We start from the raw sequence: 12523 nt of genomic DNA on the forward strand, positions 1-12523 counted from the left end.
CCCTCCTTCGGGGATGGATCAAGAACGGTTGACTGGTCGGGGCTCTCAGACCCGGGTGTCGTCGGCGACGAGCACGCGGACGTCGAACGGGCCGAGGTCCAGCGCCGATTCGGCCGGGAGCGCGGCCCCGGTCAGCACGTCGGACAGGGACACCGGCACGGGAACGCTCACGGGCTCCCAGGCCCAGTTGTGGACGATGTGGACGCGGCGCCCGTCGGGTGAGGTGCCGGTGGTGGCGGTCACGGACGCCGGGAGGTCGCCCCAGGCGTGGCGGGCGGCCGGCGTCAGCCACTCGGCCAGCGCCCGGCCAAGGGCACGGCCGGGAACCGTACCGACCTGGGTGACCCGGCCCGCGCCGTGGCGGCGGGTGGTGACGGCGGGCCAGCGCCCGAAGTGCGGGTGGTCGTAGGCGACGAGCACCTCGGCGTCGGTGACCGTCAGACCGTCCACCCAGCGGGTGGCGGTCGCGCCCTCGGGGAGCGGGAGCGAGCCGCCGGGCGCCGACCGCACCGGTACCTCTTGTACGAGGTTGCCGAACTCGTCGTAGCCGACGCCCGCGGCCTCGGTGAGACGCCCGGGGGCCCGCTCGGCGCGGGCGCGGGCCTCGTCGTCGGCGTAACCGGTACGCGGGCCGAGGACGAGGTGGCCGCCCGCGTGGGCGTAGGCGGCGAGCCAGTCGAGCGTCGAGTCGGCGGCGAGGTACAGCGCCGGGACGACGAGGACCGGGTGGCGGCCGACGGCCTCCTCGGGCGACAGGCCTTCCCGTTCGTCGCTCGGGTCGTGCAACTGGCGGGCGTGCACGATACGGACCTGGCGGCCCGCGTCGAACGCGCCCCGGTAGAAGGGGTCGAGGATGCGGTGGTAGGCGGCGGGGTCCGGTTCACCGTCCGGCTTCGCGAGCGGCGGGTACTTCTGCATCAGCCACTTGCTGGGCGTCGAGTACACCAGCGTGATGTCGGCATCCGGTTCCAACCCGGCGACCAGCGGACCGGCCGCCTCGAACTCCGCGCCCAGACGGGCGAGTTCGGCGTACGTACGGCCGGGCCGGCCGGTGTGCGGGAGGACGCCGCCCCAGTAGGTCTCGGCGCCGAAGTGCAGGGTGTGCCAGTGCCAGTACTCGATCATCCGGGCGCCCCGCGAGACGAGCGCCCAGGCGGCCTGCCGCCACTGGCCGTCGTAGCCGGGCCGGTTGTCCCAGGCCATGCCGATCGAACCGGCGTTGGTCTCGGTGACGAGGAACGGCTCCTGGCGGGAGGAGAACATCCAGTCGGCGGTCTGGTACAGCGACCACACACCGGTTGTCTTCCACTTCTGCTCGTGGCCGTCCGGGGTGGGGTCGGGGAGCAGCAGGCCGTCCTGCATGTCGTAGTACGGGTTGCCGGAGGCGATGTCGAGGCGGTCGGTCAGGTCGTCGTCCTGCACGCCCTGCCGGGTGTAGGAGATACAGGTGGTGACGAACTGCTCCGGCGAGGCGTACTCCCGGACCAGGTCGGCCTGCCAGCCGATGAACTCGGTGACCTGCCGGGCCTGGAACTCCCGCCAGGCGACGTCGTACTGCGGCTGCTCGTTGCCGTCCGGGGTCCACAGGTCCGCCCAGGTCGACAGCCGGTGCGACCAGTAGACGAGCCCCCACTCGCGGTTGAGGGTCTCCACGTCGCCGTACTTCTCGCGCAGATGGTCCACGAAGCGCTGGAACACCCCGTGGTTGTGGAAGAGGCGCAGACCGGGTTCGTTGTCGACCTGGAAGCCGATGACGGCGGGGTGGCCGGCGTACCGTCCGACGACCTTGCGGATGACCCGCTCGGCGTGGAAGCGGAACGCCGGGTGGGTGAAGTCGGCTTCCTGGCGGGCGCCCCAGCCGATGCGCTCACCGGTGCGCCGCTCGCCCGTGATCTCCGGGTACTGGCGGGCCAGCCACGGCGGTACGGCGTACGTGGGGGTGCCGAGGACGACGGAGATGCCGCGCTCGTGGGCGCCGTCCAGGACCGGCTGGAGCCAGTCGAGATCGAACCGCCCGTTCTCCGGCTCCCAGGTGGACCACACCGACTCGCCCACCCGGATGACGGTGAAGTTCGCCTCGGTCATCAGGTCCAGGTCGCTCTTGAGGCGGTCGGTGGGAGGCGTGGGGGAGCCGTGGGTGGGCGCGTACTCGTGGTAGTACGCGGCACCGAACAGGACGCGGTCGGGCAGAGCCGCCATGAAGGGGAACCTCCGGAAGAAGTGGGGGAGTTGGTACGTGTGGTGCGGGGGCCGGGGGCCCTACTGCTTGACGCCGCCCGTGGCCAGGCCGCTCTGCCAGTACCGCTGGAGCATCAGGAACGCCACGACGAGCGGGACGATCGAGATCAGGGAGCCGGTGACCACCAGCGCGAGCATGTCGCTGCTGGCCCCGGCGCCGCCGTTCTGCGCCTGCGCGGCCCAGGAGGCCAGGCCCACGGTGATCGGGTACAGATCGGGGTCGTTGAGCATGATCAGCGGCAGGAAGTAGTTGTTCCAGGTGGCCACCAGGGTGAACAGCAGGACCGTCACCACACCGGGGCCCATCAGCCGCAGCGCGATCCGGAAGAAGATCCGGGCCTCGCCGGCGCCGTCGATCCGCGCGGCCTCCAGGATGCTGTCGGGGACGGCGTCCGCCGCGTAGACCCGCATCAGATACAGGCCGAACGGGTTGACGAGCGAGGGCAGGATGATCGCCCACGGGGTGTTGGCGAGGCCCGCCTGCGCGAACAGCAGATACGTCGGGATGGCCAGCGCGGTGGTCGGGACCATGACGGCGCCGAGGACCAGGTTGAACGCGGCCCGGTCGCCGCGGAAGCGGTACTTGGCGAAGCCGTACCCGGCCGCGGCGGCCAGCAGCGCCGCGCCGACCGCGCTGACCCCGGCGTACAGGACCGTGTTGAGCAGCCAGTGCGCGAACACCCCGTCGTCCTGGGTGAAGGTCTCCTTGATGTTCGTCAGCAGCTGCGGGGCGTCGGAGAACCACAGGCCGAAGCTGTTGAACAGGTCCTGGGTGCTCTTGGTCGAGGCGACCAGCAGCCAGAACAGGGGGAGCAGGAAGTAGGCCAGGGCGGCCAGCATGGCGATCGTCAGCGGGGTGCTGCGGCGGGCGGTGGCCGTCGTCATGGGGTCCTCCGGCGGTTCGCGGTGAGCAGGACGCCGTAGGAGGCGATCACGATGACCAGGCCGAGGAGGAAGGACACCGTGGCCGCGTAGTTGACCTGCTGGCCGGTGAAGGCGAGGGAGTAGGCGTAGAGGTTGGCGGTGTAGGAGCTGGTGATGACGTCCGGGGCGATCTTCATCAGCAGGTTCGGTTCGTTGAACAGCTGGAAGCTGCCGATGACCGAGAAGAGCAGGGTGAGCAGCAACGCCGGGCGGAGCGCGGGGAGTTTGATCGACCAGGCGATACGCCAGGCCCCGGCGCCGTCCATCGCGGCCGCCTCGTACAGCTCGTGCGGGACGGTGCGCAGGGCGGCGTACAGGATGATCATGTTGTAGCCGACGAACTCCCAGGTCACGATGTTCGCCAGGCTGCCTAGCATCCAGCCCTCGCTGAGGAAGTTCGGGACGGGCAGGTCCAGGTTCCGGCTCAGCTGGGCGAACGGGCCGAAGTCCGGGCCGTACAGATAGCCCCACATGAGTGCGGCGACGACGCTGGGCACGGCGTACGGGACGAAGATGCCCAGCCGGATCACCCGGGACAGCCGCAGCAGGCCGCTGTCGAGCGCGAGCGCGAACAGCAGGGCCAGCAGCAGCATCACGGGGACCTGGACGACGAAGAACAGGGCGACCCGGCCGACCCCGTGCAGGAACTGGGAGTCGCCGAAGGCCTGGACGTAGTTGTCGAGGCCGACGAAGGTCGTGCCGCCGATGAGGCGGGTCTGGAAGAGGCTGAGGTAGGCGGCGTAGCCGAGCGGGGCGAGGAAGAGCAGGAGGAACAGCACCAGGAAGGGGGCGACGAACAGGGGTCCCGCCGAGCGTCGGCGGCGTGTGGCGGCCATCTCAACTTCCCTTGACGGTGAAGCCCTGGTTCTTGGCGTACGTCGTGAGGCGCGACTGCCAGGTGCCGAGCGCGCGGACGGTGTCGGTCTTGTCGGCGAGGGACTTGCCGACCGTCTCGGTCCAGTCGGTCGCCGCCTGGTCGAGGAACGGCGGCCACTGGAAGGACGGGTCCACGGTGGCGCTGATGTCGGCGAAGACCTGGTTGACCTTCTGGCCGCCGTAGAACGACGGCGCGTCCGCCACGAACTCCGCGTCCGTGAGCAGGGCCTTGGTCGCCGGGAAGAAGAACTGCTCGGTCGCGAACATCTTCGCGCTGGCCGGGTCGCTGTTGAGGAACTGCGCGAACACCGCCGCCGCTATGGGGTTCTTGGTCGAGCGGATGACGGCCGTGGTCGAGCCGCCCCAGTTGCCGGAGCTGGGCTTCGCCGCGTCCCACTGGGGGAGCGGGGCCGCGCGCCACTTGCCGGCCGTCGCCTTGGCCGAGCCGGAGAGGAAGGCCGGGCCCCAGGCGGCGGTGATCCAGGTGGCGTACCGGCCCTGGTTGAGGGCGGCGTACCAGGCGTCGGTGAAGTCCGGCTCCACGCTGATCACGCCCTCCTTCGCCAGCCCGCCCCAGTACGCGCCGAGCTTCCGCGAGACCGCGTCGTCGACGCTGATGGTGATGTCGCTCTTGCCGGAGGTCGCGTACGGCTTGGCACCGGCCTGCCAGAGCAGGCCGTGCCAGGCGGCGGGCTGGTTGGCCGCGAGGTTGGTGAGATACACGTCGGGATCGGCCCTGTGCAGCTTGCGCGCCGCCTCCGCGAACTCGTCCCAGGTGCCGGGCACGTCGATGCCGTGCTTGTCGAAGATGTCCTTGCGGTACAGCAGCCCCATCGGCCCGGTGTCCTGCGGGATCGCCCACACCTCGCCGTCACCGCCGCTGACCTGGCTCCACGTCCAGTCGACGAACCTGTCCTTCAACTCGGAGGCGCCGTACGGCCGCAGGTCCAGCAGGCTGTCGGTGATGGTGAAGGTCGGGATCGCCTGGTACTCCATCTGCACCATGTCCGGGGCTCCGCTGCCGGCCTTCAGCGCCGTACGCAGCTTGGTGTACTGCGGGGTGCCCTGACCGGCGTTGACGACCTTGATCTTGACGGCCGGGTACTTCTTCTCGAAGAGCGCGATCTCCTTGGCGATGTTGGGGACCCACGTCCAGAACGTCAGCTCGGTCGGCGTCTTCATCGCCTTGTCGATGTCCGCCTGGCTGACGGGCTCGGCGGAGCCGGAGGAGCCGCCGGAGTCACCGCCGCCGCAGGCGGTCAGGGCCGCCCCGAGCGACAGGGCACCCGTCGTGGTGAGGAACAGCCGACGGCTCATGGGCGAGCCGAGGGTGGAGGAGGCGGCCGTGAACGCGTTTCTGGGCATGGTGAACTCCGGGCGGTGGCGAGGGTGGAGGCATGTCTGAGGAAGGCATGCGGGGGTGTGGTGCGTGGGGGTGGCGAAAGGGCGGACGCGACGACCGGGCGGAACGCCTCAGTGGCCGGGCGCGGCCGGGAGGGAGACGAGGGTGCCCAGGCGGAGGTGAGGGGACCTGGCCGCAGGGGCTCAGGGCACGCTGCTGGGAACGGGGGCGGCCCTGCGCCGATCATGTGCGGGGGCGCGCCGAAGTGGCGGGGCGTGACGGGTGTCGCGGCTCGTTCAGGGCGTCACGCCGGCCGTGCGGGCTGTGGTGCGGGCGAGGTGGCGGTGGTCAGCGCTGGGTGGCGGTGCCTCCGTTCGCACGTGACGGAGCCGGACGGCTCGGCGGAGGCGCGGTCGAGGCGCGGACGACGAGGTCGACCGGTGGGTCGCTCGGCGTCAACGGGTCCGCGCCGGGGTTCTCGATGGTGTGCACGAGACGCCTCAGCCCTTCCTGCGCCACGGCGTCGAACGGCTGCCGCACCGTGGTCAGGGGAGGAGTCACATAGGCGGCGACCGGGATGTCGTCGAAGCCGACGACACTGACGTCCTCCGGCACCCGGCGTCCGGCCTCCGTCAGTGCGCGGATCAGCCCGATCGCCATGTCGTCGTTGGCGGCGAACACGGCGGTCACCGCGCCGTCCTCGGCGAGTGCGCGTCCGGCCGCGTACCCGGACGCGGCCGACCAGTCGCCCCGGACGACCTCGGGCACCTCCCTCCCGTGGGCCGTGAGCGTCGCCCGCCAGCCCTCCAGACGGTCCCGGGCGGCGTACCACCGCTGCGGACCGGCCAGGTGATGGACCGTCGTGTGGCCCAGCCCCAGCAGGTGTTCGGTGGCGGTCCGCGCCATCAGGTCGGCGCCGTCACCCGCGTTCAGCACCGCGGGCGCGGTGACGAACGGCGGGGCGCCGATCACCAGGACCGGCACGGCGACCCGGGGAACGGAGTCCCCGGCCTCCCCGGCCGCGGCCTCCCCCGTCCCGTCGACCTCGTCGATCGGTTCGGAGACGACGATGCCGTCCACACCCTGGTCGAGGAGTGAGTCCACGGCCCCCGCGATCCCCGCCGGATCACCCTCCACCGTGTTCACCACGCGGAGCGCGTACCCGGTGTCCCGGACCGCCCGTTCGACCCCCATGAGCAGCGAGGCCGGGCCGTACAGCGCCGTCCCCAGCGTCACCACCCCGATGGAGCGGGTCCGCCCCGAGGCCAGTGCCCGCGCGGCGTTGTTACGCCGGTAACCGAGCCGCTCCGCGGCGTCCAGGACCCGTCCGCGCACCTCGGCGGAGACATACGGCTCGTCGTTGAAGACCCTGGACACGGTCTTCTGTGAGACCCCGGCCAGCCGCGCCACATCCGTGCTGCTCGGTGCCGCGGGGCTGCCGCCCCGTCCCGTACCTCGCGTCATGACGCCTGCCTCCCGATGACCGAACGAACCGAACCGATGATGCCAGACATCACCTCTCTGACTGCGCTGTCATGTCTGCGTAGTCATGTCTACGCAGTCACACGACCGCCGTCAAGAGTTCGGTACGCATCCGTCGGCCGTCGGCCGTCGGCTACGCGTCGGGAGCCGCGTGGACGCGTTCCCCGTCCACGAAGGTCTGCAGGACGCGGGTGGCCGCGATCTCCTCCGGCGGACCGGTGAACGGGTCGCGGTCGAGGACGACCAGGTCGGCCGCCCTGCCGACGGTGATGCTGCCGGTGAGGTGGTCGAGGTGGTTCACGTGAGCACTGCCCGCCGTGTACGCGGCGAGGGCGGTGCCCAGGTCGAGGCGCTGCTCGGGCAGGAACTCGGGGGTGCCCTCGGGGGCGCCGGGGGAGCGGCGGTTGACGGCGACATGGAGGGCCTGGAGCGGGTCGGGGCTGCTGACCGGCCAGTCGCTGCCCGCCGCGAGCGTCGCCCCGGACCGCAGCAGATCGCCGAACGGGTACTGCCGGGCGCCGCGTTCGGGGCCCAGGAACGGCAGGGTCAGCTCGTCCATCTGCGGTTCGTGCGCGGCCCACAGCATCTGCAGGTTGGCGGTGGCACCGAGCGGCCGGAACCGTCGTACGTCGTCCGGGTGGACGACCTGGAGGTGCGCGAGGTGGTGGCGGGTGTCCCGGTGCCCGTTCGCGGTACGGGCGGCCTCGACGGCGTCGAGCGCCTCGCGCACGGCGCGGTCCCCGAGGGCGTGGAAGTGCACCTGGAAGCCGAGCGCGTCGAGTTCGGTGACGTACTTCTTCAACTCACCCGGTTCGACGAAGCTGATGCCGGTGCCGGTGCCGGTGCCGGTGCCGGTGCCGGTGCCGGTGCCGCTGTTGTTGCCGTGGCCGGCCGAGGTGCAGCCGCAGCCGGTGAGGTACGGGTCGAGCATGGCGGCCGTGTGGTTCTCGGCGATGCCGTCCTGCATGATCTTCACCGTGCCGGCCCGGAACCGGCCCCGGCTCAACTCCTCGCGCCGCGCGACGAGTTCGGGGATCTGCTCGGCACCGCGCTCGCGGTCCCACCACAGGGCGCCGACGACACGGGCGGTGAGCAGGCCCCGGTCCTGGGCCGTGCGGTACGAGGGCGCCGGGTCGGTCATATTGGCGTACGCGCCCACGATGGCGTCCTGCCAGGCGGTGACCCCGTGGGAGTGCAGCACGGCCTGGGCGCGCAGCAGGGCGGTCAGTTGTTCCTCGGGGGTGGGGTCGGGCACCAGTCGGCCGACGAGGTGGACGGCGCCTTCCTGGAGCATGCCGGTGGGGTTGCCGTCGGCGTCGCGTTCGATCCGGCCGTCGGCGGGGTCGGGGGTGCGGGCGTCGATGCCGGCCCGTTCCAGGGCGCGGGAGTTGACCCAGGCGCCGTGGTGGTCGCGGTTGGGCAGGAAGACGGGCCGGTCGGGCACGATCGCGTCGAGCGCGGCGGCCGTGGGGGCGCCGCCGGGGAACGCCTCCAGGGACCAGCCGCCGCCGGTGACCCACTCGGCCTCCGGGTGGGCGTCGGCGTACGCCCGGATCCGCCGCAGGTACTCGGCGGGGTCGGTCGTGTCGGCGAGATGGCACAGGCCCAGTTCCAGGCCCGCGCCCTGCGGGTGCACATGGGCGTCCTGGAAGCCGGGCAGCAGCAGCTTCCCGGCGAGGTCGACGACCTCGGTGCCGGGTCCGACGAGCGCGTGCACCTCGTCGTGGCCGACGGCGACGATCCGCCCGCCGCGCACGGCCACGGCCGTGGCACGGCTCCGGGCGGGATCGACGGTGTGGACGGGCCCGCCGGTGAGGACGAGATCGGCGGGGCCCGTGACCTGGGGCTGCGGCATGGCGAAGGACTCCATGGGGGGAGAGGGAAGGGAGTGGACTGCTGGGCTCAGACGGCCGTACGGTCCATCGGGAGGGCGATGGCCTCGGCGTCGGTGCCGTGCCCGGTGGCGAAGTACGGCGACCGGCGGACGTACTTGGCGACCGCGGCCATCACCAGACCCGCCAGGACGATGGCGGCGGGCAGGAAGAACATGAACCACCCGTTGTCGGGGCTCAGTTCGAAGTGGTCGCTCATCGTGAGGTACGAGTAGCCGAGGTAGCCGCCGAGGCCCAGCAGCACCAGCCCGGACACGGCGGGCACCCCCACCGCGAGCACCGCCTCCCGGAGTCCCTCGCGCAGGGCGGACCGGAAGCGGACGGCGCACGCGAGCGCGGTGAGCCCGTAGTAGAGGGCGACGAGCAGACCGATGGCGTTGACGGCGGCCAGCAGCATGTCACTCAGCCGGGGCATGGCCACGGCCAGCACGGCGATCGCGGCGGCGATGGACAGCACCACCACCGTTCCGGCGGCGGGGGTGCCGTAGCGCGGGTGCACCCGGGTCCACAGCGGGCCCATGGTGCGGTCCCGGCCCATGGCGAGCAGTCCGCGTGCGGTGGGGATCAGCGTGGACTGCACGGAGGCCGCGGCGGAGAACATCAGGGCGACCAGCGGCAGCGTGGCCCAGGGCTCGGCGGCCAGCTTCTGCCCCAGGTACGGCAGGGCCTGCGGACCGTTCTCGATCAGCTCGGCGAGGCTCATCTCGCGCTGGAAGGCGACCGAGGCGAAGAGGAAAAGGCCCAGCATGGCGAAGAGCGCGATCAGGCCGCCGCGGGCCGCGTCATCCGGCTTTCTGGTCTCCTCGGTGACGCTGAACGCCGCGTCCCAGCCCCAGAAGAAGAACACCGCGAGGACCATGCCCTGGGCGAACGTGGTGCCGTCGGCGATCTCGAAGGGGTTGAACCAGGAGAGGGAGAAGGACTGCCCGCCGGTGATCAGAGCCCAGCCGCAGAACCCGATCAGTACGGCGTACTCGAAGACCAGCAGCGCGAACTGGAAGCGGGTGGTGGCGCGGGTGCCGGTGACGGCGAGGGCGGTGAGGCCGAGCAGCAGCACCAGCCCTACGGCCGTACTGACGCCCGTGGACCCCGGATCGAGCGCGATGCCCGCGAGGCTGGTCAGACCGGCCTTGTTGGCGAAGACCAGGACGACCGAGCCCATGACGGCGCTGGTGTAGGCGCAGAAGATGACCGAGCCGACGAGGGTGACCCAGCCGGTCAGGAAGCCGGGCCAGGGGCCGAGGGTCTTGCCGACCCAGGTGTAGCCGTTGCCGCAGTTGGGCTCCGAGCGGTTGAGACGGGCGTAGGCGGTGGCGATGCCGAGCACGGGCAGGAAGGCGAGGAGCAGGAGCGCCGGGCCCTGCAGACCCACGATGGTCGCGATGGTGCCCATGCCGATGGCGATGCTGGTGGTGGCGGCCGTGCTGGAGGCGGCGATGGCGACACCGTCGACCACGCCGAGGGAGCGGCGCAGTGAGGTGGATGACGATGACGATGGCATGGAGGGCTCCTCGTGGGGAGGGGACGAGGTTAAGCCGCGCGGGTCCCTGATGGAACACCTGGCGTTCCTCTTGCGTCAATGCTGTTGACATAAGAGGTGCGGGGCCCTTCACTGCCGGTACGCGGTCCCCACCGACAGGAGCCCGGCCATGACCACCCGAGTCCCGCAGGAGCGCAGACGGCGCCGCCCCACCCGCTCGGGCGTGGTGCTGTCGGAGGAGCTGATCGTGGAGACCGCGCTGCGGCTGATCGGCGAGCACGGCCCGGAGGCGCTGAGCGTGCGCCGGCTCGGTACGGCCCTGGGCTGCGACCCCAGCGCCCTCTACCGCTACTTCCACGGCACCGACGATCTGGTGCTCGCCATCGCCGACCGCATCATCGGCGACGCCATGGCCGGCTTCGTCCCCGGCGACGACTGGGTGGCCGCGCTGCGCGAGATGGCGCTGCGGGTCCGCGCCGGATACCTCGCCCACCCCCGTGCGGCGGCCATCGCCTCGTACCGGGTGACCCGGCGGCCCCACGAGATCCGGGCCGTCGACACCGGCATCGCACTGCTGCTGGCCGCGGGCTTCGGACCGGCCGACGCGACCCGCCTCTATCTGACCTTCATCGACACCGTGCTCAGTCACGCGGCCATGGAGGCGGCGTTCCAGGCACTCCCGCGCGGGCAGCGCGAGGCCGACGAGCGGGCGTGGGGCGAGGTCTACCAGGGGCTCGACCCGGCGTCGTACCCCGCTCTGACCGCCGTCCGCCGAGAGCTGCGGACCATGGGCAACAGCTCCTTCGAGCAGGCCGTCGACCTGCTGCTGGAGGCCCTGGCCGCGCGCGCCCCGGGGAGGTGAGCTGCCGGGTCGTGCCCCGGGGAGTTGAGCCGCCGGGTCGTGCCCCGGCGAGGTGAGCTGCCGGGTCATGCCTCGGCGAGGTGAGCTGCCGGGTCATGCCCCCCGGCGAGGTGAGCCGTTGAGCCAAGTCCCGGCGGGGCGAGCCCCGGGCCGCGCCCGGTGCGCTCCGTCGAGTCGAGTCGCCCGCCTCGTTCACAGCGGCGCCGTGCGTGGCGGGCGTGCCGGGCGGACGACGTGAGCGAGGGCGTCAGCGGGCGGAGTGGGCGGACGGCCCCGCCGTGGAACGTTCCACGCCTGAGTCCCCGGCAGCGCGTCCGCGGGCCGATCAGACGCGGGGCGGCGCGGTGCTGCCGCGGGGCACCAGGCGGGGGGTCGAGGCCATGACGACGGCGCGGTCGCGTCGTTTCTCGATCCGCTCCAGCAGCAGCCGGGCCGCGGTCTCGCCCATCATGGCCCCGGCCTGGTCGACACTGGTCAGGCTGACGGGTGCCAGGGCGGCCACGGAGGTGTTGTTGTAGCCGGCGAGCGAGAGGTCGTCGGGGATGCGCAGGCCCAGTTCGGCGGCGGCGCGGAAGACACCGGTCGCGGCGACGTCGGCGCCCGCGAAGATCGCGGTCGGCGGGCGCGCGGAGGTCAGCAGTTCCATGGCCCCCTGGTAGCCGCCCTCGTCCGAGTACCCGGAGTGCACGATCCGGGCCAGGTCCGCCAGACCGTGCCGGGCCATCGCCGCCTGATAGGCGGCCCGGACGTGGTGCTCCGGCCGCTGCTCCCAGCGCGTACCGCGCACCGTCGGATGCGACAGATGGGCGATGTCGCGGTGTCCGAGGGCGGTGAGATGGTCGACGACGAGGTCGACGCCGACGCCGTCCTGGTTGACCACGCAGTCGTAGGCCGGGGACGGGTCGTGGTGGCCGATCACGACCGTCGGCACGTCGGCGGCGAGACGGATCACCTCGGTGCGGGGGACGGCCGGCGCGATCAGGAGCAGACCGTCCATCCGACGGTCCACCATGGCGTGGATCAGCCGGGTCTGCTCCTCCTTCTCGGTGGAGTCGACGGAGTCCGCGGAGCCGCTGGAGCCGAGGAACAGCGCGTACTCGGTGCCCCGCAGGGCGGTGTTCACGCCGTCCAGGAGGTCGGCGTAGAACGCGTTGCGGATGCTCGCGAGAAGGACGCCGAGCGTGTAGGTGCGGCCCCGCATCCCGCGGGCGGCGGCGTGCGGGCGGTAGCCCAGCTCGGCCATGGCCGTCCGTACCCGCTCACGCATCGCCGGGCTCACCCCGTACGCGTCGTTGAAAACCTTCGACACCGCCGAGGTCGACACGCCCGCGCTGCGCGCGACATCGCCGATCGTCACCCGCTTCGAACCGCCCGCCGCCGACACCGGGGCCCCACCTCCGTCTCTCCGCACCGCTCCACCGCTTCCG

At 71.9% G+C, this 12523-nt stretch carries 9 protein-coding genes; 1 reads left to right on the forward strand and 8 read right to left on the reverse strand.

Translation table 11 applies throughout. The features are described from left to right. Positions 1-45: 45 nt before the first annotated feature. From ACZ7MG_RS26540 to ACZ7MG_RS26570, 7 genes are all read right to left on the reverse strand, one after another. Positions 46-2199 carry a beta-galactosidase gene (locus ACZ7MG_RS26540; RefSeq protein ID WP_471381074.1) on the reverse strand — a complete coding sequence of 718 codons (2154 nt, stop codon included), beginning with the start codon at positions 2197-2199 and terminating at the stop codon, positions 46-48. 60 nt (positions 2200-2259) lie between these two features. Beyond that, positions 2260-3123 (reverse strand): carbohydrate ABC transporter permease, encoded by an 864-nt coding sequence (locus tag ACZ7MG_RS26545; protein WP_471381076.1) that lies wholly within the window; start codon positions 3121-3123, stop codon positions 2260-2262. Next, positions 3120-3998: a carbohydrate ABC transporter permease gene (locus ACZ7MG_RS26550; protein ID WP_471381078.1), complete on the reverse strand. Its 879-nt coding sequence runs from the start codon at positions 3996-3998 to the stop codon at positions 3120-3122. Before ACZ7MG_RS26550 ends, ACZ7MG_RS26545 begins: the two co-directional genes overlap by 4 nt. 1 nt (position 3999) lies before the next feature. Further along, positions 4000-5403, reverse strand: a complete 1404-nt coding sequence (locus ACZ7MG_RS26555; protein WP_471381080.1) for an ABC transporter substrate-binding protein — start codon at positions 5401-5403, stop codon at positions 4000-4002. Between the two features lie 325 nt (positions 5404-5728). Beyond that, positions 5729-6844, reverse strand: coding sequence for a LacI family DNA-binding transcriptional regulator (locus ACZ7MG_RS26560; protein WP_471381081.1), 1116 nt, complete (start codon positions 6842-6844; stop codon positions 5729-5731). Positions 6845-6995: 151 nt separating this feature from the next. Next, positions 6996-8717, reverse strand: coding sequence for an amidohydrolase (locus tag ACZ7MG_RS26565; RefSeq protein ID WP_471381083.1), 1722 nt, complete (start codon positions 8715-8717; stop codon positions 6996-6998). Positions 8718-8764: 47 nt separating this feature from the next. Beyond that, positions 8765-10255 carry an APC family permease gene (locus ACZ7MG_RS26570; RefSeq protein ID WP_471381086.1) on the reverse strand — a complete coding sequence of 497 codons (1491 nt, stop codon included), beginning with the start codon at positions 10253-10255 and terminating at the stop codon, positions 8765-8767. Between the two features lie 148 nt (positions 10256-10403). On the opposite strand from ACZ7MG_RS26570, the gene ACZ7MG_RS26575 reads away from it, so the two are divergent. Beyond that, positions 10404-11096, forward strand: a complete 693-nt coding sequence (locus ACZ7MG_RS26575) for a TetR/AcrR family transcriptional regulator (protein WP_471381088.1) — start codon at positions 10404-10406, stop codon at positions 11094-11096. A 325-nt stretch (positions 11097-11421) separates the two neighbouring features. Here ACZ7MG_RS26575 and ACZ7MG_RS26580 read toward each other — a convergent pair whose 3' ends face one another. Then, on the reverse strand, positions 11422-12480 hold the full coding sequence (locus ACZ7MG_RS26580; RefSeq protein ID WP_471381090.1) for a LacI family DNA-binding transcriptional regulator: 1059 nt from the start codon (positions 12478-12480) through the stop codon (positions 11422-11424). Positions 12481-12523: the final 43 nt, after the last annotated feature.

This window comes from Streptomyces sp. NPDC107538 (assembly GCF_055657445.1).

Bases quoted from the DNA above. Each gene is read 5' to 3' on its own strand.
- ACZ7MG_RS26540 (WP_471381074.1), bottom strand. From the start codon at position 2,199: ATGGCGGCTCTGCCCGACCGCGTCCTGTTCGGTGCCGCGTACTACCAC.
- ACZ7MG_RS26545 (WP_471381076.1), bottom strand. From the start codon at position 3,123: ATGACGACGGCCACCGCCCGCCGCAGCACCCCGCTGACGATCGCCATG.
- ACZ7MG_RS26550 (WP_471381078.1), bottom strand. From the start codon at position 3,998: ATGGCCGCCACACGCCGCCGACGCTCGGCGGGACCCCTGTTCGTCGCC.
- ACZ7MG_RS26555 (WP_471381080.1), bottom strand. From the start codon at position 5,403: ATGCCCAGAAACGCGTTCACGGCCGCCTCCTCCACCCTCGGCTCGCCC.
- ACZ7MG_RS26560 (WP_471381081.1), bottom strand. From the start codon at position 6,844: ATGACGCGAGGTACGGGACGGGGCGGCAGCCCCGCGGCACCGAGCAGC.
- ACZ7MG_RS26565 (WP_471381083.1), bottom strand. From the start codon at position 8,717: ATGCCGCAGCCCCAGGTCACGGGCCCCGCCGATCTCGTCCTCACCGGC.
- ACZ7MG_RS26570 (WP_471381086.1), bottom strand. From the start codon at position 10,255: ATGCCATCGTCATCGTCATCCACCTCACTGCGCCGCTCCCTCGGCGTG.
- ACZ7MG_RS26575 (WP_471381088.1), top strand. From the start codon at position 10,404: ATGACCACCCGAGTCCCGCAGGAGCGCAGACGGCGCCGCCCCACCCGC.